This window comes from Cupriavidus gilardii (genome assembly GCF_008801915.1).
GTDB classification, from domain to species: Bacteria; Pseudomonadota; Gammaproteobacteria; order Burkholderiales; family Burkholderiaceae; genus Cupriavidus; species Cupriavidus gilardii.
In genome coordinates, this window is sequence record NZ_VZOV01000019.1 from 56,559 (window position 1) to 83,064 (window position 26,506).

The 26,506-nt window shown below is 67.7% G+C and carries 22 protein-coding genes and 2 pseudogenes; 7 read left to right on the top strand and 17 right to left on the bottom strand.

The window, feature by feature from the left end; genetic code table 11:
- Window positions 1–443 precede the first annotated feature (443 nt).
- Window positions 444–1,118, top strand: a pseudogene (locus tag F7Q96_RS27500) (BON domain-containing protein); the annotation flags it as partial.
- A 71-nt stretch (window positions 1,119–1,189) separates the two neighbouring features.
- On the opposite strand, the pseudogene F7Q96_RS27505 reads toward F7Q96_RS27500, so the two are convergent.
- A pseudogene (locus tag F7Q96_RS27505) lies at window positions 1,190–1,393 on the bottom strand (hypothetical protein); the annotation flags it as partial.
- Between the two features lie 75 nt (window positions 1,394–1,468).
- On the opposite strand from F7Q96_RS27505, the gene F7Q96_RS19980 reads away from it, so the two are divergent.
- Window positions 1,469–2,089 (top strand): ParB-like protein, encoded by a 621-nt coding sequence (locus tag F7Q96_RS19980; protein ID WP_053823619.1) that lies wholly within the window; start codon window positions 1,469–1,471, stop codon window positions 2,087–2,089.
- Window positions 2,090–2,101: 12 nt separating this feature from the next.
- On the opposite strand, the gene F7Q96_RS19985 is transcribed toward F7Q96_RS19980, so the two are convergent.
- Window positions 2,102–2,359, bottom strand: coding sequence for a SecDF P1 head subdomain-containing protein (locus F7Q96_RS19985; RefSeq protein ID WP_053823618.1), 258 nt, complete (start codon window positions 2,357–2,359; stop codon window positions 2,102–2,104).
- Window positions 2,360–2,526: 167 nt separating this feature from the next.
- On the opposite strand from F7Q96_RS19985, the gene F7Q96_RS19990 reads away from it, so the two are divergent.
- The 3 genes from F7Q96_RS19990 to F7Q96_RS20000 all read left to right on the top strand — a co-directional run bounded on the left by F7Q96_RS19990 (window position 2,527) and on the right by F7Q96_RS20000 (window position 4,454).
- Window positions 2,527–3,486 (top strand): chemotaxis protein, encoded by a 960-nt coding sequence (locus F7Q96_RS19990; protein ID WP_053823617.1) that lies wholly within the window; start codon window positions 2,527–2,529, stop codon window positions 3,484–3,486.
- A 393-nt stretch (window positions 3,487–3,879) separates the two neighbouring features.
- Window positions 3,880–4,113, top strand: a complete 234-nt coding sequence (locus F7Q96_RS19995; RefSeq protein ID WP_053823616.1) for a hypothetical protein — start codon at window positions 3,880–3,882, stop codon at window positions 4,111–4,113.
- A 26-nt stretch (window positions 4,114–4,139) separates the two neighbouring features.
- Window positions 4,140–4,454, top strand: a complete 315-nt coding sequence (locus tag F7Q96_RS20000; RefSeq protein ID WP_006575719.1) for a hypothetical protein — start codon at window positions 4,140–4,142, stop codon at window positions 4,452–4,454.
- Window positions 4,455–4,519: 65 nt separating this feature from the next.
- Here F7Q96_RS20000 and blaOXA read toward each other — a convergent pair whose 3' ends face one another.
- Entirely contained in the window at window positions 4,520–5,437 is a 918-nt protein-coding gene (blaOXA, locus tag F7Q96_RS20005) for an OXA-837 family class D beta-lactamase (RefSeq protein ID WP_053823615.1), read from the bottom strand.
- A 183-nt stretch (window positions 5,438–5,620) separates the two neighbouring features.
- On the opposite strand from blaOXA, the gene F7Q96_RS20010 reads away from it, so the two are divergent.
- Complete coding sequence (locus F7Q96_RS20010; RefSeq protein WP_151023179.1) at window positions 5,621–7,264, top strand: hypothetical protein; 1,644 nt, start codon at window positions 5,621–5,623, stop codon at window positions 7,262–7,264.
- Between the two features lie 89 nt (window positions 7,265–7,353).
- Here F7Q96_RS20010 and F7Q96_RS20015 read toward each other — a convergent pair whose 3' ends face one another.
- The 14 genes from F7Q96_RS20015 to F7Q96_RS20080 all read right to left on the bottom strand — a co-directional run bounded on the left by F7Q96_RS20015 (window position 7,354) and on the right by F7Q96_RS20080 (window position 24,433).
- Window positions 7,354–10,473 carry an efflux RND transporter permease subunit gene (locus tag F7Q96_RS20015; RefSeq protein WP_151023182.1) on the bottom strand — a complete coding sequence of 1,040 codons (3,120 nt, stop codon included), beginning with the start codon at window positions 10,471–10,473 and terminating at the stop codon, window positions 7,354–7,356.
- 5 nt (window positions 10,474–10,478) lie between these two features.
- On the bottom strand, window positions 10,479–11,639 hold the full coding sequence (locus tag F7Q96_RS20020) for an efflux RND transporter periplasmic adaptor subunit (RefSeq protein WP_053823612.1): 1,161 nt from the start codon (window positions 11,637–11,639) through the stop codon (window positions 10,479–10,481).
- Window positions 11,640–11,641: 2 nt separating this feature from the next.
- Entirely contained in the window at window positions 11,642–13,015 is a 1,374-nt protein-coding gene (locus tag F7Q96_RS20025) for a TolC family protein (protein ID WP_053823611.1), read from the bottom strand.
- A 154-nt stretch (window positions 13,016–13,169) separates the two neighbouring features.
- A complete protein-coding gene (locus F7Q96_RS20030; protein WP_006575723.1) occupies window positions 13,170–13,625 on the bottom strand; it encodes a hypothetical protein in 456 nt (151 codons plus the stop codon).
- A 259-nt stretch (window positions 13,626–13,884) separates the two neighbouring features.
- Window positions 13,885–15,219 carry an MFS transporter gene (locus F7Q96_RS20035; protein ID WP_053823610.1) on the bottom strand — a complete coding sequence of 445 codons (1,335 nt, stop codon included), beginning with the start codon at window positions 15,217–15,219 and terminating at the stop codon, window positions 13,885–13,887.
- A gap of 108 nt (window positions 15,220–15,327) precedes the next feature.
- Complete coding sequence (locus F7Q96_RS20040) at window positions 15,328–16,851, bottom strand: amidase (RefSeq protein ID WP_390885722.1); 1,524 nt, start codon at window positions 16,849–16,851, stop codon at window positions 15,328–15,330.
- Between the two features lie 416 nt (window positions 16,852–17,267).
- Window positions 17,268–17,459 carry a hypothetical protein gene (locus F7Q96_RS20045; protein ID WP_053823609.1) on the bottom strand — a complete coding sequence of 64 codons (192 nt, stop codon included), beginning with the start codon at window positions 17,457–17,459 and terminating at the stop codon, window positions 17,268–17,270.
- A gap of 259 nt (window positions 17,460–17,718) precedes the next feature.
- The gene (locus tag F7Q96_RS20050; RefSeq protein ID WP_023264630.1) at window positions 17,719–18,423 is read right to left on the bottom strand and encodes a GntR family transcriptional regulator; all 705 of its coding nucleotides are present in this window, start codon (window positions 18,421–18,423) and stop codon (window positions 17,719–17,721) included.
- 165 nt (window positions 18,424–18,588) lie between these two features.
- Window positions 18,589–19,590 carry a 2Fe-2S iron-sulfur cluster-binding protein gene (locus F7Q96_RS20055; RefSeq protein WP_053823608.1) on the bottom strand — a complete coding sequence of 334 codons (1,002 nt, stop codon included), beginning with the start codon at window positions 19,588–19,590 and terminating at the stop codon, window positions 18,589–18,591.
- An 87-nt stretch (window positions 19,591–19,677) separates the two neighbouring features.
- Window positions 19,678–20,157, bottom strand: a complete 480-nt coding sequence (locus F7Q96_RS20060; RefSeq protein WP_006575728.1) for a GlcG/HbpS family heme-binding protein — start codon at window positions 20,155–20,157, stop codon at window positions 19,678–19,680.
- A 58-nt stretch (window positions 20,158–20,215) separates the two neighbouring features.
- On the bottom strand, window positions 20,216–21,661 hold the full coding sequence (locus F7Q96_RS20065) for an aldehyde dehydrogenase family protein (protein ID WP_082371856.1): 1,446 nt from the start codon (window positions 21,659–21,661) through the stop codon (window positions 20,216–20,218).
- A gap of 80 nt (window positions 21,662–21,741) precedes the next feature.
- A complete protein-coding gene (locus tag F7Q96_RS20070) occupies window positions 21,742–22,473 on the bottom strand; it encodes a TenA family transcriptional regulator (protein ID WP_053823606.1) in 732 nt (243 codons plus the stop codon).
- Window positions 22,474–22,727: 254 nt separating this feature from the next.
- On the bottom strand, window positions 22,728–23,648 hold the full coding sequence (locus tag F7Q96_RS20075) for an ornithine cyclodeaminase family protein (RefSeq protein WP_151023184.1): 921 nt from the start codon (window positions 23,646–23,648) through the stop codon (window positions 22,728–22,730).
- A gap of 86 nt (window positions 23,649–23,734) precedes the next feature.
- Complete coding sequence (locus tag F7Q96_RS20080) at window positions 23,735–24,433, bottom strand: sulfite exporter TauE/SafE family protein (RefSeq protein WP_053824565.1); 699 nt, start codon at window positions 24,431–24,433, stop codon at window positions 23,735–23,737.
- 447 nt (window positions 24,434–24,880) lie between these two features.
- Here F7Q96_RS20080 and F7Q96_RS20085 point away from each other — a divergent pair, with 447 nt between their 5' ends.
- On the top strand, window positions 24,881–26,431 hold the full coding sequence (locus F7Q96_RS20085) for a hypothetical protein (protein WP_053823605.1): 1,551 nt from the start codon (window positions 24,881–24,883) through the stop codon (window positions 26,429–26,431).
- Window positions 26,432–26,506 lie beyond the last annotated feature (75 nt).

Below are 26,506 nucleotides of genomic sequence, written 5' to 3' on the forward strand. Positions count from 1 at the left end.
AAATGCGGTTTGGCGAGTACGGTGACGAAGGCGATTACGGTCGTGAGCAATACGGCGGTCGCGAGCAATACGGCCGCGGACAAGCCGGTCGCGGACAGTACGGCGGTCAATCTGGCGGCCAGCGCTCGGGCCAGCAGCGGTACGGCCAGGGTCAAGGCCAAGGCCAGCAACGCTACGAGAACGAACGCGAACGCTGGCGCGACGAATGGGGCGCCGGACGTGGCGGCGGCGATCGCTCGCGCAGTGGCGGCGGCGGTTCCTCGTACGAACAGCAATCGTCGCCCCGCTATCGCGGCGGCGGCCAGGGCCGCTACGACCCCACCGACATGGGCGGCGCGCGCAACCCCTACAGCAGCGGTTATGCCGGCTACGACCCCAGCGGCGGCGGCGTGGAGCGCTATGGCATGTACGGCGTGCGCGATACCGGCCGCGATGATGGACGGATGGGCCAGAGCTCCGGTGAAAGTTCGATACAGGGCTATGGCGGCTATGGGCGCGAGCAAGGACGAGGCGGAAGCGGCGGCGACACATGGCGCGACCTCGAGGCGCGGGAACGTCTGCGTCGCGGCAACGAAGCCGGCTACGGCGGCGGCTACTACGGCAGCAGCTCGAGCGGCGGGCAGTCGTACAGCGGCGGGCAACGGACCTATCCGGGCGACCCCGGCTATCGCCAGAGCGGTAGCTCCGGCTATGGCGGCTCCAGCCAGGGCGGCCGCGGTTATGGGCTGGAGAGCTACGAATCCGGCGGCCGGGGGCGCTCGCAGTATCAGTCGGGGTATGGTTCGCAATCCGGGTCGCAATACGGATCGCAGTACGGGCAAGGGCAGCAATACGGCGGCCAGCAATCCCAGCAGTACGGCCAGCAAGGCCAGCAATACGGGCAACAGCAACGCCGCCGGCGCGTCGGCCCGAAGGGCTATCAGCGCTCGGACGAGCGCATCCGCGAGGACCTGTGCGAGCGCCTGTCCGATGTGCCGATGGTCGATGTCAGCCAGGTCTCGGTCGAGGTCAGCGGCGGCACGGTAACGCTGACCGGCACGGTGCGCGAGCGGCACGAGAAATTCGTGATAGAGGATATCGCCGATGAGATCTTCGGCGTCCAGGAAGTCCACAACCAGATCCGCGTGACGCGCGACATGGGCAGCGCGGGCGCCGGCTCGGAAGCCGGCGGCGACTATCGCAGCAGCGGCGGGATGTCGGCAACGTCCGGCTCCTCAGGCTCCTCGGGCTCCACGTCCGCCACGTCGACCGGCTCGCCGCTGTCGTCGGGCACGATGGGAACGTCGGGCACCACGGGCAGCACGGGCTCGATGGGGACGTCCGGGACGTCGGGGACGTCGGGAACATCGGGGACCACCGGTACATCTGGCTCGATCTCCTCGGCCTCCGGCAGCACGCCCGATATCGGCGACGGGCTCGGCTCGACCGGCAAGGGGACCAACCGCTGACCCCGGCCGGATCGGCGCACGTGGGCACCACGACCCTCGCCAAAGGCAGCAAGCTCCGCGCGCCGATCGCGGAGCTGCGGCCGACCCAGATCACGGTCGGCATGCTGCATGTCAAGCGCAAGATGCAGACGACGCGCCGTCAGCCCGAGGACCGGCTCGAAGCCTTCTTCGACAAGCATCGCATCCACGTGGTGGTGGGACCGCAGCATGTGCTGTGGGTCGTGGACCATCACCACTGGGTGCGCGCGTGGCACGAGCTGGGCTTCGAGATCATCCCGGTATTCGTGCGCAAGGACCTGAGCGACCGCTCCGAGGACGAGTTCTGGGAGTACATGCTGCGCCGCCATCAGGTCCATCCGTACGACGAGCACGGCCAGCGGCAGCCGCTGTCGGCGCTGCCGCGCTCGGTCGCCGGCATGCGCGACGATCCGTATCGGAGCCTCGAGGCGTTCGCCCGCATCGCGGGCGGCTACCGCAAGGTCAAACAGGCGTATCCGGACTTCAAATGGGCGGACTTCTTCCGCCGCGAGATTCGCGGGCCGATGGACAACCCGGAGTGCTTCGCCTATGCGCTGGCGCTGGCCGTCAAGGCGGCCAGGAGTCCGAAGGCGCGAGGACTGCCTGGCTATATCGGCAAGTAGGCAGCGATCGCCTTATCGGGCCACAGGCGCGCCGGCGCCGCCGATCACGGCGGCCACATTCAGCGCTTGCTGCTCGCTGGCCATCGGCACGAAAAGCACGCCGTTGGTGATGGGCCGGCCGATGCGCGGCGTTGCCACCAGATTGCCGCCGACGGTCATCACCAGGTTCTTGCCGGAGAACCGCTGCGTCAGCGCAGCGAGCTTCTGCGCGCCGGGCTGCGTGAAGTTGAAGCGCACGTACGACTTGCCGTCCTTCGACTTGACGGGCACGACCCCAATTTGGTGCAGCCAAGTTCACGCTCAAGATTGCCCGCCGACGTCCGTTAAAGGTCCGTACCGCGAGCGGCCGAGGCCACCGAACCGCCCTCCCCTCGTGTGTCGTGAACGATACATAGCGCCGCCGGCAACGCGCGCGTCGCGAGGAGCAAGAGGAAGTCATGAGCGGCTTGATGAAGGAAATCGACGAGCGGACCAACCTGACCAACAATAATCAGTTCGAACTATTGCTGTTTCGGTTGGGAAATGCGGAGCGCTCCGGCCAGAACGAGATTTTCGGGATCAATGTATTCAAAGTTCGCGAAATTCTGGTAATGCCGAAAATCACCACCGTCGTCGGGGGTGCGCCGGCCATGCTGGGCATGGCGGACATCCGCGGACAGGTGATCCCGGTGATCGACCTGGCCAAGATCGTTGGTTGCACGCCACAGGGCGGCAGCTGCGGCATCCTGCTGGTGACCGAGTACGCGCGCTCGACGCAGGGCTTCGCCGTCGAGGGCGTCGAAGAGATCGTGCGGCTGGAGTGGAATGAGGTGGTGTCCGCCGAAGCCAGCACCAAGGGCGGACTGGTGACCAGCATCGCCAAGCTCAATGCCGACACCCCCGATGCTCGCTTGGTGCAGGTGCTCGACGTCGAGCAGATCCTGCGCGACGTGCTGCCGACCAGCCAGCCCGATGTCGATCCGTCGACCGTGGGGCCGAAGCTGGCGCTGCGTCCGGGCACCAAGATCCTCGCGGCCGACGATTCCGCCCTCGCCCGCAGCCTGATCGAGCAAGGTCTCGACGCGATGGGCGTGTCCGTGGTGATGACCAAGACCGGCCAGGAAGCGTGGGACGAGCTCAATGACATCGCCGCCCATGCGGCAAAAGCCGGACGCACGGTGCGCGACGAGATTGCCTGCGTGCTGACCGATCTGGAGATGCCGGAGATGGATGGCTTTACGCTGACCCGCAAGATCAAGGCGGACAAGCGCTTCCAGGGCATCCCGGTGGTCATCCATTCGTCGCTGTCGGGCAATGCCAGCGAGGACCATGTGCGCAAGGTCGGCGCGGATGCCTATGTGTCGAAGTTCCTGGCGAAGGATCTGGCGGAGACGATTCGCGGCGTGCTGCATCTGTGAGGATGTGACCCGCGTCAGCACGGCGGCAATTCCAGCGCCGCCGTGCTCGCGAGGTAACCGTGCTATAGTGTGTGCCTTCGCCCCAAGAGGCGAAAACCCGGACAGATTATTAAGACAAGACACTGTCCGGCTGGCCCCAAGGGCCCCGCCGCCCGACCTGACGTCCGGCATTCACCACCCAAGCGTTCCCAATCAGTCGTCGCATCGCGGATGTTCCCGCTCACTCCGAGCCGGCATCACGCGCAGTGACCATCGCCGTTTTCGGTAAGTCGCAAGTCGCGCGTGTCACCACGCGCCACGGCGCCCGAAGTCCGCCTGCACGCGTCGTTTCTCACGCTGACGCCTTCGCGCGGATCCACCGGACAGGGCAAGGGACCGCCCCATTCCAATCACATGAATCCACAACACAACCACAACCACAATCAATACACCGTCGCCGTCCATCCGATCCAGCAAAGCCCCGGCCAGTGGTTCGCCACTTACATCGTCAGCCGCTATGAAAGCGGCCGCGAGCGGGTGCTCGAGAACGTCGCGGTACGCGACACGCTGCATCGCACGGAAGCGCAGGCCAAGCAGGTCGCCCGGCAAGCGGGCGAACGCGCGATTGCGCGCTTGCGCCGCCATTGAGCGCGCGCATTACCAAGGAGTCCACCATGTACGCCAACCACGCCGTCTACAAGGGCTATCGCCTCTCGGCCCACGTCCATCACACCGCCGAACAGGCCAGCAAGTCGGGCACCGCACGCGACAGCTTCGAGGCAACGATCAATATCATTGCCCTGGGCGGAGCGCCGTCGACCGGACTGCCCGCGCTGCGTTCGCATCGCGCCGGTAGCCCGCGCGAGGCGATCGAAGCGGCCGTCGCCTACGGGCGCGATGTGATCGACGGCCTGTCGAGCTTCACCAAGGGCAAGCGCAAGGCCGCCGCGACGAAAGCTCGCGCGTCGGAGCTGGACGCGACAGTCTGACCGTCGTCCCGTAGGCGCGCAGGCTCGCGCACCGTCGTCACCCGACAGTGGCGGCAAGCCCCGCGCTAGCTCGTCTTGCGCGCCTGCCCGCTTTGGGCGGGCAATGCGCCCAGCTCGACCATCATCGCCCGCGCGATCGTCAAGCGCTTCGGCGCGAACTCCTCGCGCTGCAGATCCATATTCAGTGCGAAGGTAAATACGCCGCCGTTGCGCTCGACCCAACCCACCCACCAGCCGTGGTTCAGCCCGGCGTCCATCGCCCAGCCGGTCTTGGCGAATAGCGCGTAGTCGCTGCCCGATTCATTGCGCAGGATCTCCCGCACCCATTGCTGGCTGAGCCGCGAGGCCGGCAGCTGCTGCTGCGCCAGCCGCGCGAGAAAACGGGTCTGCTCCACGGCCGAAATGGCCAGCGGCCCGCGCAGCCAGAACTGATCCACCTGCTTGCCCAATTCGCGATTGCCATAGTCGAGGCGGTCGACCCACGTCTGCATTCGTTGCATGCCGATGCGGCGCGCGACACCCTGGTACACCGGCACATTCGACATCGCGATCGCCTCACGCAGGTTCATGTCGCGCTGCCACTGCGGAAATCGCGTCTTGCCGCCGCCGTACGGCTGGACCTGGTCCGGGTCGGCCACCACGCCGGTTTCGAACGCGATCAGGCTGTTCGGAATCTTGTAGGTCGAAGCCGGCACCATGCGCGTCTTCGCGCGTGGCGTGTTGACCAGCGACAGGCGGTTCGCCTTGACGTCGAGCATGGCGAAGCAGCCGTCGACATCGAGCTCGCGGAAGTGGGACATCAGATCATCGCGGACGGCTTCGACTGGCGCCGCGGTCTCGGCCCGCTGCGCCACCCGGGCGATGTCGTCGGCCTGCACCAGCCTGGCGGCCGGCAGCAACGCCGCGCCTCCGGCCAATTGCAGCAGACGGCGGCGATACAGACGTTGCCCATGCAGAGGCTGCTCGTTCGTTCGGGACTTCATGGTCTCTCCTTGTACTTGGGAATGGCGCGCCGGTCCGGGCGGCGTGGCGCGACACCAACCGGACAGCCCGCATCGTAGCCACAGGCATGCGCCAGTCCAACGCGACGCGTGCGACAATCTGCATCCGCTGTCACGGCTGTCACATACTACGTACCGCATTTCCCACCCTGTGTGCCCACGTCCATGCCCGAACCCCTGCTAGTCGAGCTTTGCGCCCCGCAAACCGTCAATGGCCTTCGGGCGCCCTACCAGTCGGTATGGCTGCTGGTCCGGCTGCACTACGCGGCCCAACAGGCGCCGCACCGGCCGCTGGTCTACGCCGACGACCTGCGCGAGCGCATGAGCAATGCGCGTACGCTGCGCATGGCGATCACGCGGGCCTTCCAGGACTTCGCGCGCTGGGAGCTGGCGGTCGGATGGGGCGACGATGCCAGCCGCGATCCGCGCTTTCTGAATCTGGAGGGACGCAGCCAGGGGCCGTTCTGGCTTGCCGCGCATGAACGCCAGCGCATCGTCTGCGTGGTCGACGGGGCTCCGGCCGGCGCGGCGGAGATTGCCGCCTTTCTCGGGCTCGATCGCGACGGGCATGGCCAGGGCAAGGAGCCGGTCCCGCAGCGGATGGTCACGCAGACCGACCTGTCGTTCTGGCGCCATTTTGTCGACGGCAAGCAGGCGCTGCGTGAGGGGCGGCTGTTGACGCCGCTGTCGCGCGAGGATGCGGCCAAGACCGGCGGGACAGGTGGAAATGGCGGGCATGACGCCCCCGCTGCGCTGACCGCATTCCGTGCCGCGCGGCGGCTGGCCGCCAGCGAGTTCGAACACGCGTTCGTCGCGCTGAACGAGGCGCTGCTGTGGCGCCGCCTGGGCGATCGCGCACAGACCCGCAAGATGCTGCGCGCACTGAAGCGGCGCCGGCGCGGTCATGCCATCGCCGGCAACAACTATCTCGACGCGATGGAAGGCATCGTCGCCGCCTGGTGCGCCTACGACGAGCGCGACCTGCCCGGCGCGCTGGCCGTGCTGCAGGCGCTGGCGCAGAACCAGCCCAGTGCGACGCTGGTGCAGGCCCACCCGCATGTCCGCTTCGAATGGCACAACCTCGCCGCGCTGATCCAACGGTCCAATGCGCTGGCAGCCGCTCCGCACGACGCCGCGACCGCCGGCGCACTGGCCGAACAGGCCGCCACCCATTTCGATCAGGCGTTGGCCGCGGCGTTCGAATCGAACGTCTCCGATGCCGCGCAGCATGTGGCCGCCAATATCGGCATGGCGCTATGGCTGTTCGGCGAGGCCGGCATCGGCTGGTCCGGCGCCTTGCGTGATGGAGAAGCGGAGCGCGCGATCCAGTGGATCGGCCTGTCCGAATGGCTGGGCCGCGGTGCCGGCAACCGCCATCCATCCGCATGGAACGCCATCTACCTGATGCGCATCGCGCGCGGCGCCTGCCATACCGCGCCGCGCCCCACGCTGGCCGAATTCCAGGCGACCGCACCGATCGGCGTGGCGGCCTTGCGCCAATTGGCCGGGCCGTTCGCCGACGCCTTCACCGGCCCCGCCTGGCCGGACAGCTGGCACGAGGTCGCCGCCTGGCGCCTGGCGGAATCGCAGCGCGGCGAGCGCAAGTATCCGCTGCTGCAGCAGAGCAGCCTGTGGTTCGAACTGGCCTGGTATTCCGCGCATGCCGGGCAGCTGGAGCCGGCGGCAAAGGCGCTGCGGCTGCTGCGGGAAGGACTGAAGCAGCTGGCGGTCAGCGATCGCCAGTATTTCGGCAAGCCGCTGCTCGATGCACTGCCGGAGCCGGTGCATCGGCTGGCGCACGACGACTGAAGCGCCGCGCAATAAAAAAGGGCCCCCGCCTGCACGGGGACCCAATCGCACCACCATGGCGCCGGCACAGGCCAGCGCCCGGCCTTCGGTTACACCGGCTCGTCCGTCGCCGGATTCGGCTTGCGGTCGTCGAACCAGCGATACAGCGTCGGCACCATCACCAGCGTCAGCAGCGTCGACGTGATCAGGCCGCCGATCACCACCACCGCCAGTGGGCGTTGCACCTCGGAGCCCGGGCCCGTCGAGAACAGGAACGGCACCAGGCCCAGCAGCGCGATGGTTGCCGTCATCATCACCGGCCGGAACCGCATGGTGGCGCCGTGGATCACCGCCTCGTCGAGGTCCATGCCGTTGTTGCGCAGATTGCGGATGTAGGACACCAGCACCACGCCGTTCAGCACCGCGATACCCCATAGCGCGATAAAGCCCACCGACGCCGGCACCGACAGGTATTCGCCGGTGATGAACAGGCCGATGATGCCGCCGATCGACGCGAACGGCAGCACCGTGATGATCAGCGTGGCGAAGCGCAGCGAGTTGAACAGCAGGAACAGCAGGAAGAAGATCGCGGCGATCGTGATCGGCACGATGATCTTCAGGTGGCCCATCGCGCGTTCCATGTTCTGGAACTGGCCGCCCCACTCGAAGTAATAGCCTTCGGGCAGCTTGACCTTGCTGTCGGCCGCCTGCTGCAGCTCGGCGACGAAGCCGCCGAGGTCGCGGTCCTTGACGTTGATCATCACCACGACGCGGCGCTTGGCCATTTCGCGGCTGATCTGCGCCGGGCCGTCGCTGACCTCGATCTTCGCCACGCTTTGCAGCGGCACCTGGATGCCGTCGGGCGTGGTCACCAGCAGCTGGCGAATCGACTGGACATCGTGGCGGAAGCGCTCCGGCAGACGGACCGCGGCGCTGAAGCGGCGCTCGCCCTCGAAGATGTCGGTGGCGCGCTTGCCGCCGATCGAGATCTCGATGATGTCGTGGATGTCCGAGACATTGAGCCCGTAGCGCGCGATCGCCTGGCGGTCGATGTCGATCGACAGGTACTGCTGACCGGTGATGCGCTCGATGCGGATGTCCTGCGAGCCCTGGATGCCGCCCGCCACGCGTGCGACCTCGCCGGCCAGCTCGCGCAGTTTGCCGAGGTCGTCGCCGAAGATCTTGACCGCGATGTCCGAACGCACGCCGCTGACCATCTCGTCGATCCGGTCCGAGATCGGCTGCGCCATCACGATCTGCACGCCCGGAATGGCGCGCAGCTTCTGGCGGATCCGCTCGGCGATGTCGTCCTGCGTCCAGCCGTCGGGCCACTCGTCGCGGTCCTTCAGGCTGGCGATCGGGGTCGACTCGTTCTGGCTCTGCGGGTCCGCCGGGCTTTCGCCGCGGCCGACGCCGGAGACCACCGACTTGACGCCAGGTACGCTGAGCACCAGCTTGTTGGCTTCCTTCTCGAGCTTGATCGATTCCTCCAGCGAGATGTTCGGCACGCGGTCGATCGCCGGAACGATCGAGCCTTCCTTCATCTCCGGCATGAACGACGAACCGAGCAGCGGCACGATCGCCAGCGTGCCGAGGAACGCGACGACGGCAGCGACCACGGTCTTGCGGCTGTTTGCCATCGCCACCTTCAGCATCCGCAGATAGTGGCGCTTCAGGAAGGCGATCACGCGGGTATCGTGCTCGGCCCCGCCCTTCAGGATGTAGGACGACAGTACCGGCGACAGCGTCAGCGACAGCACCAGCGAGATGGCCAGCGCGATCGCGATGGTGAAGGCCAGCGGCGCGAACATCTTGCCCTCGGTGCCGGTCAGCGTCATCAGCGGCAGGAACACCAGGATGATGATGCCGACGCCGACGATCACCGGCGTCGCCACTTCCTGCACCGCCTTGACCAGCACCTCGGTCTTCGACAGCCTCAGCTCATCCTTGCGCCCCAATCGCTCGAACGCGTTCTCGACCACCACCACCGAGCCGTCGACCATCAGGCCGATCGCGATCGCCAGCCCCCCCAGCGACATCAGGTTGGCCGACAGCCCCACCTGGTTCATCACCATGAAGGTCAGCAGCGGCGTCAGCACCAGCGTGGCCAGCACGATCACCGACGAGCGCAGGTCGCCGAGGAACAGGAACAGCACGATCACCACCAGCACCACGCCTTCGAGCAGCACCTTGGTCACCGTCCACAACGCGGCGTCGACCAGTTCGCTGCGGTCGTAGTACGGCACGATCTGCAGCTTGCCGGGCAGCATGCCGCGCTCGTTGATCTCGGCGACGCGCTGCTTGACGCGGCTGACGACTTCCTTGGCGTTGCCGCCCCGCATCATCATCACGATGCCGCCGACCGCCTCGGTCTGGCCGTTCTTGATCAGCGCGCCCTGCCGGACTTCATGGCCGATGGTGACCTCGGCGACGTCGCGCAGATAGACCGGCGTGCCGTTGATCTCCTTCAGCACGATGCTCTTCAGGTCCTCGACGCCTTGCGCCAGACCCACACCGCGGATCAGGTACTGCTCGGCATAGTGCGGCAGCACGCCGCCGCCCGAGTTGGCGTTGTTGTTGGCCAGCGCCTGGTAGACCTGCTGCACCGAGATGCCGTAGTGCCGCATGCGGTCCGGATTGATCAGCGCCTGGTACTGCTTGACGTAGCCGCCCTGCGAGTTGATTTCGGCGACGCCCGGGATCGATCGCAGCAGCGGGCGCACGACCCAGTCCTGCACGATGCGGCGCTCGGACAGTTCCTGTTGGGTCAGCTCGCGGTCGCCGTCATCGGCGCGGTCCAGCGTGTACTGGTAGACCTCGCCCAGACCGGTCGACACCGGGCCGAGCACCGGCGTCACGCCTTCCGGCATGCGGCCGCCGACCTCGATCAGCCGCTCCATCACCAGCTGGCGCGCGAAATAGACGTCGGTGGCATCGGTAAACACCAGCGTGATCAGCGACAGGCCCGCCTTGTTCAGCGAGCGCATCTCGACCAGCCCGGGCAGGCCGGTCATCGCGATCTCGATCGGCACGGTGACGAAACGCTCGACCTCTTCCGGCGAGCGGCCGGCCGCTTCGGTGGCGATCTGCACCTGCACGTTAGTCACATCGGGGAACGCGTCGACCGACAGCTTGCCGGCGGCCCGCAGCCCGAAGAAGAACAGCACGACCGCGATCACGCAGACCACGAGCCGCTGTTTGATGGCAGCTTGGACTAGGGATTCGATCATCGTGGTCAACCTTGCTCGAGGCGCTTGCGCTCGTTATCGAGATGGAACGCGCCATTGACCACGATGCGGTCGCCAGCCTTGACGCCGCTCTGCACCACGCGCATGCCGTCGCTCTCGGCGCCGAGCTTGACCGGCACGGCGCGATACAGGCCCTCGCCCTGCTCGACGTAGACCTGCTCCTCGTTGCCATCTCGGACCACGGCCGAGCCCGGCACCACCAGCCGCTCGGTGGGCCGGCTGGCGATCACCATGCTGGCCAGCATCGCCGGCTTCAGGCGTCCCTCGCGGTTCTCGAGCTCGGTGCGGACCAGCACCGTGCGCGACTCCGGATTGACCGTACGGCCCACATAGATCAGCTTGCCGGCGATCCGGCTGCGGCCCGTGCCGGCAGCCAGCGACGGCACGTCGATCTCCACGGTCTGCCCCTCCGCCACCAGCGCGGCCTGCTGCTCGGGCACCTCGGCCACGACCCAGACGCGCGACAGGTCGGCCACCGTGTACAGCGAATCCGCGGGCTGCACCACCTGCCCCTGCGCGACCTTGCGCTCGACCACGGTGCCGCTGATGCTCGAATACACCGGCGAATACGAATTGATGCTGCCGCCCTTGGACAGCTCGGCGATCGCCGCCTTCGACATGCCCAGCACACGCAGCTGATCGCGATAGGCGTGCATCTCGGCCTGGGCGATCGCGTATTCGCTCTCGCGGCGCTGCAGCTCACCGCGGCCGATCACGTCGGCGGCGAACAGCTGGCGCGCGCGCTCGGCGTTCTGCGCCTGCAGCTGCGATTGCGCCAAGGCCTTCAGGTAGGACATCTGCGCGGCGCCCAGCTCGCTGCTGTGCAGGCGCGCCAGCACCTGGCCGGCCTTCACTTCCTGGCCCGGCATCGCGTAGAGATCGGTCACGCGTCCGGTCACGGACGCGCCGATGCGGGCCACGCGCTGCTCGTCGAAATCGATGCGGCCGGCCACGTGCAGCATCTCGCTGAACGGGCTGGTGGTCACCGGCGCGACCTTCAGCTGCTGCTGCAGCGATGGCTCGGGCTTGACCACGCCGGGCGGCAGCTTGGGCGCCTCGGCTGCGGGCGGCGGCTCCTCGGAACAGGCCGCGAGCGTCAACATCATGGCGGCAGCCACCGCCAGGGTACGGAGAGAAATGGGGCGCATGGTCAGTCTTTGTTCGATTCGGTGGAGAGGGTCGCGGCGGTCGGGGTCATGGCCGGGGTCGTGGCGGAGGTCACGGCCGGGGTCATAGCCGGGCTGACATCCGGAGTCACGTCCGAGGTCCTGCCCGGGGTCACGCCGGGCGTGGACATGCCGGGCGCCATCGACAGCAGGCGTTCGATCTGGATCACGGCCATCTGCTGGTCGTATTGGGCGGCGATCAGTTCGTTGCGCGCGTTGCGCAGCGTGCGCTGGGCATCGATCACTTCGAGGATGCCGCGCTCGCCGTAGCGGTAGGCCGCCTGCGCGACCTGCAGCGCGTTTTCGGCCTCACGGACGATGCCGGACTCCAGCGCGGTGACCTGGGCCTGCGTGATTTCGAGCTGGCGGTACGCCGACTCGAGTTCCTGCGCCAGTTCGAATTCGCGCAGCTCATAGGCGTTGCGCGCCTGCGTGGCCTGCGCGACCGCCTCGCCCACCGGGCCCTTGCGGCGGTCCCACAACGGGATGGTCAGCACCAGGCCGACCTGGGACACGCTGTTGTCCGGCTCGCGTGTGGTGCTGGCACGCACCGCCAGCTCCGGCAACCGCAGCGAGCGCTGGTAGTCGACGGCCAGATTGGCGCGCTCCAGCTCCATGCGGCGCTGGACCAGTTCGGCATTGGCCGTGCTCAGCCGCTCCCGCATCACCGCCAGATCGGGCACGTTCGGGATCTGGCCGAGGCTGCCGGCCAGCGCGAACTTGGGCGGCAGCGCGCCGCCGACCTGCTGGCGCAGCGCCGCCTTGGCCTGGTCGACGCGGTACTCGGCGCTCTGCAGCGATTTCTGCGCGGCCAGCAGCTCGGTCTCGGCCCGGATCAGCTCATAGCGCGGCGCCTCGCCGACCTCGACGCGCAAGCGCGCCCGCGAATGGACCTGCTTCATCATCGCCAGGTCTTCCCGTGCCGCCGCCAGTTCGCTCTCCCGGCGCAGCACGCCGAAGTAGCCGGTTTTGACCCGGCCGGCGAGGTCGGCGTAGAAGGCCTGCAGACCCGCTTCGGTCGCGTCGAGATTGCGCTCGGCGATCGAGCGGCGCAGGCTGCGCTGCTGGGGGTAGTCGAGCCGCTGCGTGATCGAGAAGCTGGGCGTGTTGCCCTCGGCCACGCCGGCCTGCCGGCCGCGCAGGCGGCCGTACATCATTTCGACCTGGGGATTCGGATAGGCGCCCGCGCTGGTGACGGCGGCGCTGGCGGCGTCCACGCCGGCATGCGCGGCGGCCACGCCCTTGTTCGAGTTCTGGGACAGGGAAAGCAGTTGCTCCAGCGAGAAGGCATCGGCGGCAAAGGCCGACGACACCCCAAGCGAAAGCGACGCTATCAGGGTAAGCGTAGAGATCTTCATGGCAACGAGAAAAAGCCGGACCACTGCATGCCGGCTTCGCGCGGACGGCGTTACCGCGACAAGCACACGGCCCACGGCAACAAGCGCCGCGAGCAAGACACGCAGATAGGAGGCGCGACCGGTCCGACGCGGAGCCGGACCGGCGCGTCAGCAATCAGGCGGAGAAGATGGGGGGCTTGAACAGCGCCGCAGGCAGCGGCGGCGCGCGGCCGTGGCGAGGCGGAGAGACATCGCCGGAAGGCAGTTCGAGCGGGGCGGCCGGCAAGGCGAACAGCGCGCTCGATTCCTCGATTTCGTCGAGCACGTCGGGCGGATCGAGCAGATCGGCCGACCAGATATTGCAGTAGCCCGGGTGGGAGGCGGCTTCGGCGACGTCGTCGTCGGCATGGATGCCGTCGTCGCCCGGGGCGACGATGCGGCTGCCGTCGTCATCGCTGGAAACCGCCCGGGCCGCCACCGCGGCGACCGCGGCCATGCTGCAGACCAGCGGCCCCACGCGCATCTGTCCTTGCCCGAGCCCCGCCGCCGCGTCCAGACGCGTGCTGGCCTGCGCTCCGAAGGAGAGCAGGAACAGGCAGGCCGCGATCAGAAACGGTAGAAAGGCTCGCATCAAGGGGAAGTTGGCGTCGGTATGCGGGCAGGGGCACTACGCCAGAAATATGACGGTTAGTGCTCTGCGTAATAAGACGCAAGTGCGGCATTGTAACCGAATGCAATCGCATGGACAGGGTTAGCCCTAGGTTGTTCCCGAAAACGTGACGATTTGGGTATCGGGCAGGGCACGGCTCCCCTGCCCGTTCGGCGTGATTTGCGACCGAGTTGCGCCCGATTTGTCGCCGCTTTGCGCGATCTGCGCGGGCTCGGCCGGGTCAGGCCACGGTGCCGCCGACGCCCGGCGCGGGCGCCAGCCCGACCTTGCCGGGCGCCGTTTCGTCCCGATCGGCTTCATCGCCGCCCGCCTTGTCCAGATCCATGCCGGTGGTCTCCGGCAGCATCAGCGCGGCAAACACGACCAGCGCATAGCCCGCCCCGGCGACGATGGCGATCGCCAGCGGCAGCGAGGTCCGGCCCGAGCTCAGCCAGCCGACCGACAACGGGAAGAACGAGCCGATCACCCGGCCAAGGTTGTACGAGACGCCGTAGCCGGTCGCGCGGATATCGTTCGGATACGACTCCGAGATGGTCGCGCCGATGCCGGAGAACACCCCCTGCATCAGCACACCCAGCGGAAAGCCGAGGAACAGCATCGACAGGTTGGAGACCGGGATCACCATATAGATCAGCGCCATCACGAAGGCGCCGGCGGCGAACAGCACATAGGTCGGCCGCCGCCCCAGCCGGTCGGTCGCGTAGGCGCCGGCCACATAGCCGACCAGCGAGCCAAGGATCGTCACCGCCAGATAGGAGCTGGTGCCGAACACCGACAGGCCGCGCTCGGTCTTCAGGAAGGTCGGCAGCCACGTCGCGATCGCGTAGTAGGCGCCCAGCATGCCGCCCGACAGCAGGCTGCACAGCACGGTCTTGCGCAGCAGCGGCCGCCGTACCAGCCGGCCCAGTTCCTGCCACGCGGAGCCCTGCGAGGCGGCCCGCTCGGCCCGCGTCTTGACGAAGACCTCGGGCTCGTCGAGGTTGCGGCGCAGATAGAACACCACCAGCGCCGGCACGATGCCGAGGAAGAAGCAGACCCGCCAGGCCGTCTCGGCCGGGAACAGGCTGAAGGTCAGGCCATAAGCCAGCGCCGCCGCGCCCCAGCCGAACGAATAGCTGCTGGCCGTGAAACCGGAGTATTTGCCGCGGTGCGCCGGATTGCGAATCATCTCGGTGACCAGCACCATGCACAGCGACGATTCGCCGCCGAAGCCGATGCCCTGGATCATGCGGAACAGCATCAGCTGCTCGGGCGAATTGGCCAGCCCGCACAGGAAGCAGGCGACGGTGAACACCACGATGGTCCAGCGCAGCACGCGCACGCGGCCATAGCGGTCGGCCAGCATGCCGGCCCCGATCGCGCCGACCAGCGACGACACCAGCGTCCACGTGACGATCGCGCCCGCAGTCGATTTGCTCATCTGCCACTGCGTCAGCAGCGTCGAGATCAGGAACGAATAGATCATGAAGTCGAACACGTCGACCGCATGGCCAAGAAACGCGCCGTAGAACCCCTTGCGCTCCATCCGCGATAGCTCTTTGAACCAGTCCAGCATGATCGTCGCTCCTTGTCAGTGTGGGCATCGCGGCGGCGTGGCGGGCCGCGCGGCGTGCGAATTCGGTGGGGTGTTTGCCTGGTGATTGCGTGGTGTCAGCGAGGCGTCTCAGCCCGGCGGCGGCCGGAAGGCGAAGCCCGCCGCTTCCAGCAGATTCGCGAAGCGCAGCGAGGTCAGGTCGCGGAAGCGTCCGGCGACGATCTGCACGCCAACCGGCAGGCCGTTGCTGGCGGGGCCGATCGGCGCGACGGTCGACGGCAGTCCGCACAGTCCGGAATGGCCGGCCCAGAACAGCTGGGTCGTCATCGGTTGCGGCTTGCCGTTGACGTCCAGATGGCGCTGCCAGGGCTCGCGGGATTCGTTCAGCGAGAAGGCGGTCGTCGTCGCCGCCGGGCACAGCAGCACGTCGTAGTCGTCGAAGAAGCGCTGCCAGGCCTGCGCGAAACGCTCGCGTGCGTGCTGCAGCAGCAGCCAGTCGCGGTAGCGGAGCGTGGCGCCGACATGCTGCAGGGTCGCGTAGCTGGCGTCGTCGGCCGTGGCGGCTTCGGCCTGTTGGATGGCTTCCGCGAACGCGCCGTCCGGCATATGGACCGAGGTAGTCGCGCGCAGCAGCAGCACGTAGACACGCCACAGTTCTTCGGCGTCGAACGACGGGCGTACATGCCAGGCAACGCTGGCGCCCTGCCCTTCGAGCCAGCGGCCCAGCCCTTCGATGCAGTCGCTGACCTCGCGGTCCGCCTCGGCCTGCGGGTGCGAGGGCAGCACCGCGACGCGGAATTGCGCCAGCGAATCGAGGCGGCACGGCGGCAAGGCCAAGCGATAGGCCAGCGCATCGGCACCTTCCGGGCCGGCAATGGTTTGCAGCACCAGTTCGAGATCGCGCGCACTGCGGGCAATCGGGCCCGCGACGTTGATGTCCTGGATGCCGAACGACGCCGCGCCGGTGCCATGACCGCTGAGCGGCACGATGCCGTGGCTGCTCTTGTGCGAGAACACGCCGCAGTAATGCGCGGGATTGCGCAGGGACGAGCCAATGTCCGAGCCGATGTCGAACAGGCTCATGCCGGCGCAAACGGCCGCCGCGCTGCCGCCCGACGAACCGCCCGGCGTGCGCGACGGATCGTGCGGATTGCGCGTGGTGCCATAGACCGCGTTATAGCTTTGCCAGTCGCGCAGGCCGAGCGGGACATTGGTCTTGCCGATCAGCACCGCACCGGCCTCTCGCAGCCGCTGGACCACGGTGGCGTCGCGCTGGGCGACGTGCTCGCGCAGCGCCGGATTGCCGCAGGTGGTCGGCCAGCCGGCCACGTCGAACGATTCCTTGACGGAGAACGGCACGCCATCGAGCGGCCCCAGCGCCCTGCCCTGGCGGCGGCGCGCATCGCTGGCGCGCGCCTGCTCCCGGGCGGCATCGAAGTCGGCGAGCACGATGGCGTTCAGCAGCGGATTGCGTTCGGCCCAGGCGGCGTGACAGAGATCGAGCAGTTGCTCGGCGCTGGTGCGGCCCTCGGCGAGATCGTCGACGGCCTGCCATAGCGGGCGATAGCGCGCGGCGGGCGGGGCAGCGGCTGTTTGCTGGCGCGGGGAAGCACCGGCGCGGGCCGGGATGGACGGGGACGTTGGCAGGCTCACGTCGGCTCCTGTTCTTGTTGTTGCCTGTTGTTCTATGCCGCGACCCTGACGGCAGCACGCCTGCCCCTCTGGCGGAGGCAAGGCTAAGTGCTGCGTCGGTATACTATATGCAATAGTTTAGGGTGGACCAAGGCTTGTCGGCATTGGCGGAAACCCTCGCACCGCTGGCGGGCTGTCGGTACGTGGGTGGCGCTGGACGCAAGAATCGGTCCGGGAAGATGGCGGCACGATGCGGTGCCGCACATTCGAAGCAGTGCCGCACACGAGAGCGGCCGGAAAAGCAAAACCGCCCCGAAGGGCGGTTCAGATTGCTTGCACCGTCGTCATCCCCGCGTAGGCGGGGACCCAGCGGCTTCTGAAGACACTGGGTCCCCGCCGGCGCGGGAACGAGGTGAGCGTTGTATCGGCCTTGGCCGTTATGCCGGGCGATGCCCGCAGCCAGCGCGGCCAAACAGGCACTGCACGAAGCGCAGCACATCGGCGGCTCGCAGCGGGATCAGCGGCGTGGCATGACGGACCGCGTCGCGGGCCGCGTAGTGGCGCAGCAGTTGCTGGCCGATCGGGGTCTTCAGATACGACGCCCGGGCATTGGTGTCGCGGTAAGTCATGGTCTTTCTCTATTGCGTTTACAACAGTCGACAGTATACACAATTTTTGTGCATTGCGCCATGACGGTGCGCCTGACGCCCCGGACCCGTGCGCGCGGCCGATGCCGGGGCACGGCGGCATGCCGCGCCCGCAGGCGCGAAGGCGCCAAAGGACGGCGGCACGGCGCACCGCTGCCGTGGTGCACCGCGACAGGGAAATCGGGAAGGGGAAAACAGGAAGGCCGGAGGATCGGCCCGGCCCGGTCTCGGGCAACAGCCGTCAGGCGGCGTGCTGCTCGCCGACCGGCAGTTCGGCCGCCTTGGCCGCACTGTAGACATGCCGCGCGGCCAGCAGGGCCGCAAGATCGGCATCGCCGGCGATCACCGCCTGCAGGATCTGCGCGTGTTCGTCCCAGTTCTGGCGAGCGCGCACCGTGTTGGCCGGCCCGAACAGCACCGCGGTACGCTCACGCAGCGAGCGCATCATTTCCTGCAGCACGCTGTTGGCGGCGATATTGCCGAGCACCTCGTGAAAACGCGAATTCAGCGTCAGCAGTTCGTCGGCCTTGCCCTGGGCCGCCGCTTCCATGCCCTGCTGCAACACCGCCTCGAGCTCCGCGATCAGCGCCGGATCGCGCCGCTGCGCGGCGAGCTTGGCGTTCAGCCCCTCCAGCGTGGCGCGCACCTCCACCATCTCGCGGACGATATCGGGCGACAGCTTGGCCACCGAGGCGCCGCGGCGCGGTTCGATCAGCACCAGCCCTTCGCTGGCTAGCGCCCGCAGCGCCTCGCGCACCGGGATGCGCGACACACCCAGTTCCGCCGACAGCTTGTTCTCGACCAGGCGTTCGCCCGGCTCGTAGTCGCCCTTCAGGATGCGCTCGCGCAGCTTGTCGGTGACCAGCGCGAACAGCGGCGAATGGCTGGCGCCCAGGCTCACGACTTCCTGATCGGGCGCGGCGGAAACGGACGGGCGGAGGGACATGGCGGATGGCGAGGCGATCGGATTGGACAGCGCGCGAATTGGCGGGGACCCAGGCGCTGCTGCGAGGCACCGGGTCGGTGCGAGCCCGCGCCAAAGGCTGGCGTCATTGTATACCAGCTACCGAACGAAGCGGCGCGGTCGCCGCCCCTCCACGGCCGCCGGGCCTCAGTCCCGCTGAAACGTGAAACTGTCGGCGTAGATGTGCTCGGTGCTGGCGCCGCGATCGAGGAAGGCCTGGCGCGCGTCGCGGATCATGTCCGGCGAGCCGCACAGGTAGATCGCGTGCTCGGACAGGTCGCCGAGATCGTCGACCGCGGCGTGGTGCACATAACCGCGGCGGCCCCGCCAGCCGACGCCGCCGCGCGACAGCACCGGCACATAGCGGAAGTCGTACAGGCGCTCGGCCCAGCCCTCGATCTGCTGGTGCAGATAGAGATCGCCCTCCTCCCGCATGCCCCAGTACAGCGATACCGGCGGGCAGTCGGGATCGTCCATCAGCGATTCGAGAATCGCCTTGATCGGCGCGATGCCGGTGCCTGTCGCGACCATCAGCAACGGACGATAGTCGCGCGCGCGATAGAAGAAGTTGCCGTGCGGCAGCTCGACTTCGACCGCATCGCCGGGCGCAAGGCCCGGCAGGATGCGGTCGGTGACCGCGCCGCCCGGAATGCGGCGCACATGCAGTTCGATGCTGCCGCCCTGCGGCACCGACGCCATCGAGAAACTGCGCGCCTGCCCCTCGCCCGCGATCAGCTTCAGATACTGGCCCGGCCGATAGTCGAGCGCCGCGTCGAGATCCGGCACTTGCAGCCGGACCTGCAGCACGGTCGGCGTCAGCGGAAGAACCTGCTCGATGCGCGCGCGATGCCGCATCGGCTCGGCGCAGGCTTCGTCCTCGCGCGCGGTGCTGATCACCAGATCCCCAACCGGCTGCGCCTGGCAGGCCAGCGCATAGCCCGCCGCCGCCTCGTCGGGCGCCAGCCCCATCGGCTCCTCCTCGTAGCGGACTTCGCCTTCGACGAGCTTCATCCGGCAGGTGCCGCAGCCGCCCAGCTGGCAATCGTGCGGCAGCGCGATACCGGCCTTGAGTGCGGCCTGCAGCAGCGTTTCGCCGCGCTCGACGAAAAAGGCCTGCTGCGTTTCGAGGATCTGGATGCGGTGAGACATGATGCGTTCCGAATGGCCGGTTGAAAGATGCGGCGTGGGTCAGCGCTTCGTGCAGCGCTTCGTGCAGCGCTTGGGTCAGCGCTCGGTTCAGCGCTTGATATCGGCCTGCACCACCACCTTCAGGTCCTGCGGTGCCAGCAGTTCCTGCAACGCCTGCAAGGCAGCGAGGCCCGCCTGCGTGTCCTGCTCGCCGTTGCCACCGCTCAGGCCGATGCCGCCGATCACCTGCTCGTTGACGACGATCGGAAAGCCGCCGACGAAGGCCGCGAACTTGCCCTCGAAGCTCCACTGGATGCCGAAGGCTTCGTTGCCGGGCAGCGCGGGCCCGTTCGGCGGCGTGGTGAACAGATGGGTCGAGCGCTTGTGGCCGGCCGCGGTAAAGGCCTTGTTCCAGGCGATCTGGGGCCCGGTGATACGGGCGCCGTCCATTCGCTCCAGCACCAGCGGATAGCCGCCCTCATCCACCACGCAGATGGATTCGAGCACGCCGATCTCCTCGGACTTGGCGATGGCCGCGGCCACCATATGGCGCGCTTCGCGCAGTTCGAGCTTGATGGCTTGTTTCATGCGATGTTCTCCTGGTCGATGCGGTGTAGCGATGCTGCGATGCTGCGATGCGTATTGCTTACAGGCCGCGGTAGACGGTCTTGATCTGGGTATAGAACTCGAGGCCGGTGCGGCCGGACTCGCGGAAGGTCGACGTACTCGAACGCTTGAGCCCGCCGAACGGCGCGTTGACCAGATTGCCGGTGGTGGTGCGGTTGATCTTGACGGTGCCGGCCTCGATGTCGGCGGCGAAGCGATGCATGTAGCGCGGATTGCGTGTGACGATCGCCGCGGCCAGGCCGTACTCGGTGTCGTTGGCCTTGGCGATCGCGTCGGCGTAGTCGCTGAACGCGATGATCGCGATCACCGGCCCGAAGATCTCCTCTCTCGCGATGCGCATGTCCTGCGTGACATCGGTGAAGACGGCGGGCGACACGTAGAAGCCGTTGTCGTACTCCGGACCGCCGAGCCGCTCGCCGCCGCACAGCAGCGTCGCCTCGGACTTGCCGATGTCGATGTAGCGCAGCACGTTGTCGAGCTGGTTGCGCGTGGCCAGCGGACCGAGGTCCATGCCGGGCGTCAGGCCGCTGCCGATCTTCAGTGTCTTGACGCGGGCCAGCAGCTTCTCGGTATAGGCCTCGCGCACGGACTCGGCGACCAGCACGCGGCTGGTGCCGGTGCAGGCCTGGCCGCTGAGCGAGAAGCCGCCCTTGATCGTCAGTTCGACGGCCTGGTCGAGGTCGGCGTCCTCCATCACCAGCAGCGGATTCTTGCCGCCCAGCTCCATCTGCGTGCGCGTGGTCAGCGGCACCGAGCGATGGATCTGCTCGCCGGCGCGGGTCGAGCCGGTGAACGAGATCGCACGCACGGCCGGGGCTTGCGTGATCGCGGCTCCCACGTCGGCGGCGCTGCCGGTGATGAAGTTCAGCACGCCCTTGGGCAGGCCCGCGTCGATCAGCGCCTCGGCCAAGCGATAGCCGCTCAGCGGCGCATCGGACGACGGCTTGAACACCACGGTATTGCCGGTGATCAGCGCCGGCGCGATCTTGCGCGCCGGGATCGAGATCGGGAAATTCCACGGCGAGATCACCGTCGCCACGCCCAGCGGCTCGCGCTGCGTGTAGACCAGCATGTCGCCGTCGTCGTTGGGGAACGATTCGCCGGTGAAGGTCTGGCCTTCGACGGCATAGAAGCGCAGCGTCTGCGCCGAGCGCAGGACCTCGTCGCGCGCCAGGCTCAACGCTTTGCCCTCTTCGCGCGTCAGTTCGCGCGCGATGCTGTCGGCATTGGCTTCGAGCTGCTGCGCGGCGCGGTTCAGGATGGCCGCGCGGCGTCCGATCGGCGTGTTCTTCCAGCCCTCGAAGGCGGCGGCGGCCGCCGCCACCGCCGCCTGTCCGTCTTCGGCGGCGGATGCCTGGAAGCGGCCCACCACGTCTTTCGTATCGGCGGGATTGATGTTGTCGAAGGTTCGGCCGGACTGGCACACGGTCCATTCGCCATCGATGTAGTTGTAGAACGGTTCCATCTGTGCGGCGCTCATCAGGCAGTCAGGGGAAGGAGCGCGGCGCCGGCAGGCGCCGCGGGGCACGGCTCTGGCGTCGCGCTTTACGCAGCCAGTTCCAGTTCCGGCAACGGCAGCTCGTGGGCGACATAGTCGTAGTACAGCGCGGTCGTATAGAGCAGCCGCATCTGCGCGCCGATCTCGCAGATCTTCAGGCAGCGCTGCTGCAGCTCGGGCGTATTCGCGTGCTCGAGCACGATCTGGTAGCCGCGTTCGCCGTGGATTTCGTCCGAGACGATATGCAGGTCGAAGAACTCGACCTCCTCGTCGGTGAACTGGTACTTCTCGCGCAGCGTCGGCGTCTGCTTGCGGTAGATCGACGGCACCTGCGACTCCAGCCCGACCACCAGGCCAGCCACCGCGACGATCGGGTCCTCGCGCATCGCCACCGCATAGCACCACGACTGCAGACCGCGCGTGGTCGGCGACATGTTGTCGGGATCGATCACGCGCTCGCGGGTGGTGCCGCAGGCCTCGGCGAAGCGGATCAGCAGATCGGTGTGGCGATCGCCGCCGATTTCCTCTTCGTACATATTGGCCAGCAGGAAGTCCTTGGCCTCGGTATACCGATCCGGCATCCGGGCGTAGATGTAGCCCAGGTAATCGGCGAACGGCCCGACATAGTGGTAGTGGTTCTCGGCCCAGCGTGCCAGATGCGCGCGGCTCAGCTTGCCGGTGGCCCAGGCCTTGCTGAACGGCGCCTGGTTGGCGCTTTTGCCCTTGATCGCTTCTTCCAGCGCGGCGCGGAATTCTTCTCGGTTCATCAATTCGGCCATGTGGGGCTCCTTGTTGGCTGACGGTTCGGAATGGTTGGGTCGGACGGATCGTTCGTCCGATGTTTGTATACTATATACACTTTAGCGGGCGGACAAGGGCCTGGATGGTTTTATTCATCGGGGTTTACCTTGTGTTTCCAGCGAGTCCGACGTTTCCGCCGCGAAGCAAGTCGCTGGGTCCCCGCTTGCGCGGGGACGACGAAACTGCTGGCGACGCCGTCCCGGCGCAGGCGGCGACCGAGTGGCTTAACGACTCATCGCGCAGCCGCCTGCACCCGCTGCCACGCCAGCCCGGCCAGTGCCACATCTTCCAGGCCCACGCCCACGGACTTGTAGATGACGATGTCGTCGTCGCTGCGCCGGGGCTGCGCGCGCTCCAGCACGACATCGGCCAGTTCGACCAGCTTCGATTCGGGCAGCACGCCCTGCCCCGCCATCACGATGTCGCCGGCTTCGCGCGTGGACTGAGGCTTCCATTCAACGACCACGGCCGAGGCGCGCGACAGCGCTACGTCATCGAGCTCGCGCGTATGGGGCAGGCTCGAACCGATCGCCGCGACGAACGCCCCCGGCTTGATCGCCTGGCCCGAAAACAGCGGCGTGGTCGAGCGCGAGGCTGTGACGACGATGTCGGCCTCCCGCACCGCAGCCTCGTTCTCCGTCACGAGCACCGGAATGCCGCAGCTCTGGCTCAGCCGCTCCGGCAGATCGGCCGGCGCATACGGATCGCACAGCAGGATGCGCTCCAGCGGCAACGCGGCGCTCAACTGCCTCGCGTGCGCGGCGCCCTGCGTGCCGGCACCGAACAGCGCTAGCGTACGGGCATCGGGCCGCGCCAGATGGCGGGCCGCGACCACCGTGCAGGCCGCGGTGCGCAGCCGCGTGATTGCGCCCGCATCGAACGACGCCAGCGGCCGCCCATCCTCGGTCGAGAACAGCAGGATCACGAAGGAAAACTGCCCGTCGATGGTCGTGTAGACCTTGGCGCCGGCCACGCCCTGCTCCGGTATCACCGCGCCCAGTGTCGACAGCTTGACGCCGCCCGCCTCGGTACGGATGCGCTGCTGCATGGCGGCATTGCCCTGCCCGAAGCTGCGGAACGCTTCGAGCATGATGCGTTGCACGTCTTCGGGCGCCACGTGGCGGTCGACCATTTCGTCTGTGATGTGCTGCATCGGGTCTCCTGCGTTGGGTGTGTGATTGAAGTCGAAGTCGAAGTCGAAGTCGAAGTTGGGGCGAGTTCGAGGTAGCGCCGGGGGGCTCAGCCCTGCAGCACCACCCGGACCAGCACGGCGATCGCGCCCGCCGCGCACAAGGCCAGCAGCAGCCGGCGCACGGCCACCGCCGATACACGCGCCTTGAGCCGGCTCGACACCGCAAACCCGGCGAGCAGGAACGGCGCCAGCAGCGCGCTCAACGTCAGGTCCGCAATACCGAAGCGCCCCGCCCCGGCCAGCATCGCCAGCGACAACACGGCGCCGCCACCGAGAATGCAGCCAACCGTTGCGCGCATCGCCGCCGGACTCATGTGCTGCATCACGATGGCGAACGGCGGCGCGCCCGCCGACGTCAGCGTCGCCATGAAGCCGGACGCGGTGCCGGCGATCGCCAGGTTTCCAGCGGAGGGCCGCACACGCCAGCCAAGGGCACTGAGCGCCACCGCCAGCAGGATCGACAACGAAAACACCACCGCCAGCCACTGCGGCCGCAGCCACGCAATGGCCAGCACGCCGATCAGGCCGCCGAGCGTGCGGCCCAGCAACGCGGTTCCGGTCAAACGCCAGGCGATCGCCTCGCGCTCGCGCAGCGCCGCCAGCAGCGACAGACAGCCACCCATCGCCAACAGCGGCCCCGGCACCAGCTGCGGAAAGAACATCGCGGCCAGCGGTGCAGCCAGCATCGCGAAGCCGATGCCGCCCACGCCCTGCAGGCAGGCACCGACGAAGATCGTCGCGCCCATCCACCCGTATTCGGACAGCGGCACGGCGGGCAGCAAGGACGTCGCCGGCGACAGCGTCGGCAACAGACTGGCAATCAGCGCGGGCAGCGTGGTGGTCATGAGGAAGAGGGATTGGAAGAGCGCGGACCGCTCGAGGCGGCCCGGCTCACAGACGGGCAATGGCCGTGGTCAAATACCCTAGCCGCCGGAATTGGTATACAGTCTACATACCAGATTCACCAGAACGCAAGTCGCCCGTCACCGCGCGCACCGCAACGGTGCTGGTTGAAGGGCATCAATCCCAGCGCTGGTGCGCCTTTCCGGCGACCTACCCCACTCCGGTATCAGCGTATATCCGTATACGATTTCGCTTGTCGGCGCAGGCGTACGGAATATAGTATACCGTTCAGACCCCCACCCGAAGGACGGTCGAGCTAGACGAACCACCTCTCGCCCCACGGAGCTTTCATGCAACACGAAGTCGTGATCGGTGCCGCGCACTGGATATATCTCATGGGGGTCGCGGTCATCGTGCTGACGATGATCCTGCGCGCCAATGTCGTCGTGCCCTCCATCGTGGGGACCGCGCTGGTCGTGTTCGCGCTGACCGGCAGCCCGGTGTCCGCGCTGGCGGGCGTGTTCTCGGCGAGCCTGGTCGCCGCCAAGGAGCTGTTCAATATCTTCCTGGTCATCGCCTTCATGACCGCGCTGCTCAACGCGCTGAAGACGCTGCGCTCGGATATCCGCATGGTCGAGCCGTTCCGCGTGGTGATGAAGAACGGGCACAGCGCCTTCTTCATCCTGGCCGCCGTGACCTATGTGATCTCGCTGTTCTTCTGGCCGACACCCGCGGTGCCGCTGGTGTCCGCGATCCTGCTGCCGGCGGCGATCGCGGCCGGACTGCCGCCGCTGGCCGGCGCGATGGCAATCGCGATCGCCGGCCAGGGCATGGCGCTGTCGTCGGACTATGTGATCGGTGTCGCCCCGGGCATCAGCGCCAAGGCGGCCGGCGCCGCGGTCAGCGCGGCCGTGGTCGCCGACCGCGCGCTGACGCTGTCGATCATCACCGGCGCCATCGCGCTGTGCCTGGCCTACCTGTCGATGCGCAAACACATCGTCCCCGCCAGCGGCACGCTGCTGGACCGCTGGCAACAGCGCGCCAGCGGGGCCGCGCTCGGCCTAGGTGACGACGGCGGCGGCGGCGGCACCTTCGACAAGGCGGAGATCGCCCGCGCCACCGCGCACGAGGAGCCGCTGGCCACCGAGTCGAATATCGAGGCCAGCCTGTCGATGGTCGAGCGCAAGCGGATCAAATGGTCCAAGTGCTTCGCCATCGTGACGCCGATCGCCTTCCTCGCCGTGGTCACCGTGATGGTGCTGCCCAAGCTGGGCACCGGCGTGCAGGACCTGAAGGGGGGCGAGGCCGCGGCGCTGGTCGGCGGCGTAGCGGCGGTGCTGATGATGCTGGCGACGCTGGCCGCCGAAGGCCCGCGCCGGATGCTCGATGTCTGCCCCGAGCACATCACCGACGGTTTCGTGTTCGCCTTCAAGGCGATGGGTTCGGTGCTGCCGATCGCCGGCTTCTTCTTCGTCGGCGCCGGCGAGACCGCCGCCCACATTCTCGGCCTGCCGCCGGGCAAGGCCCCGAGCCTGCTGTTCGAACTGATCCAGTCGTATCAGCACCTGATTCCCGACAACCACATGCTGGTCGCGTTCGGCGTGCTGCTGGTCGGCATGATCACCGGCATCGACGGCTCGGGCTTCGCCGGCCTGCCGCTGACCGGCACGCTGGCCGGCGCACTGGGCCCGGTGGTGGGCTTCGATCCGGCCACGTTGGCGGCGGTCGGCCAGATGGGCGCGGTCTGGACCGGTGGCGGCACGCTGATCGCCTGGTCCTCGCTGATCGCGGTGGCCGGCTTCGCCCGGGTGCCGGTGCTGGACGCGGTGCGTGCGCTGCTGATTCCGGTGGTGATCGGGCTGGCCTGCTCGACCGTGGCGGCGATGCTGCTGTGGTCCTGACCCGACCGCCGCCGCCCTGGCCCGCGACATCCGCAAACAGATAGACACGTAGACAGCAACAAGCAGGACGACATC

Coding starts and splice junctions, on each gene's coding strand:
- F7Q96_RS19990 (WP_053823617.1), top strand. CDS start 2,527: ATGAGCGGCTTGATGAAGGAAATCGACGAGCGGACCAACCTGACCAAC.
- F7Q96_RS19995 (WP_053823616.1), top strand. CDS start 3,880: ATGAATCCACAACACAACCACAACCACAATCAATACACCGTCGCCGTC.
- F7Q96_RS20000 (WP_006575719.1), top strand. CDS start 4,140: ATGTACGCCAACCACGCCGTCTACAAGGGCTATCGCCTCTCGGCCCAC.
- blaOXA (WP_053823615.1), bottom strand. CDS start 5,437: ATGAAGTCCCGAACGAACGAGCAGCCTCTGCATGGGCAACGTCTGTAT.
- F7Q96_RS20010 (WP_151023179.1), top strand. CDS start 5,621: ATGCCCGAACCCCTGCTAGTCGAGCTTTGCGCCCCGCAAACCGTCAAT.
- F7Q96_RS20015 (WP_151023182.1), bottom strand. CDS start 10,473: ATGATCGAATCCCTAGTCCAAGCTGCCATCAAACAGCGGCTCGTGGTC.
- F7Q96_RS20020 (WP_053823612.1), bottom strand. CDS start 11,639: ATGCGCCCCATTTCTCTCCGTACCCTGGCGGTGGCTGCCGCCATGATG.
- F7Q96_RS20025 (WP_053823611.1), bottom strand. CDS start 13,015: ATGAAGATCTCTACGCTTACCCTGATAGCGTCGCTTTCGCTTGGGGTG.
- F7Q96_RS20030 (WP_006575723.1), bottom strand. CDS start 13,625: ATGCGAGCCTTTCTACCGTTTCTGATCGCGGCCTGCCTGTTCCTGCTC.
- F7Q96_RS20035 (WP_053823610.1), bottom strand. CDS start 15,219: ATGCTGGACTGGTTCAAAGAGCTATCGCGGATGGAGCGCAAGGGGTTC.
- F7Q96_RS20045 (WP_053823609.1), bottom strand. CDS start 17,459: ATGACTTACCGCGACACCAATGCCCGGGCGTCGTATCTGAAGACCCCG.
- F7Q96_RS20050 (WP_023264630.1), bottom strand. CDS start 18,423: ATGTCCCTCCGCCCGTCCGTTTCCGCCGCGCCCGATCAGGAAGTCGTG.
- F7Q96_RS20055 (WP_053823608.1), bottom strand. CDS start 19,590: ATGTCTCACCGCATCCAGATCCTCGAAACGCAGCAGGCCTTTTTCGTC.
- F7Q96_RS20060 (WP_006575728.1), bottom strand. CDS start 20,157: ATGAAACAAGCCATCAAGCTCGAACTGCGCGAAGCGCGCCATATGGTG.
- F7Q96_RS20065 (WP_082371856.1), bottom strand. CDS start 21,661: ATGGAACCGTTCTACAACTACATCGATGGCGAATGGACCGTGTGCCAG.
- F7Q96_RS20070 (WP_053823606.1), bottom strand. CDS start 22,473: ATGGCCGAATTGATGAACCGAGAAGAATTCCGCGCCGCGCTGGAAGAA.
- F7Q96_RS20075 (WP_151023184.1), bottom strand. CDS start 23,648: ATGCAGCACATCACAGACGAAATGGTCGACCGCCACGTGGCGCCCGAA.
- F7Q96_RS20080 (WP_053824565.1), bottom strand. CDS start 24,433: ATGGGCGCGACGATCTTCGTCGGTGCCTGCCTGCAGGGCGTGGGCGGC.
- F7Q96_RS20085 (WP_053823605.1), top strand. CDS start 24,881: ATGCAACACGAAGTCGTGATCGGTGCCGCGCACTGGATATATCTCATG.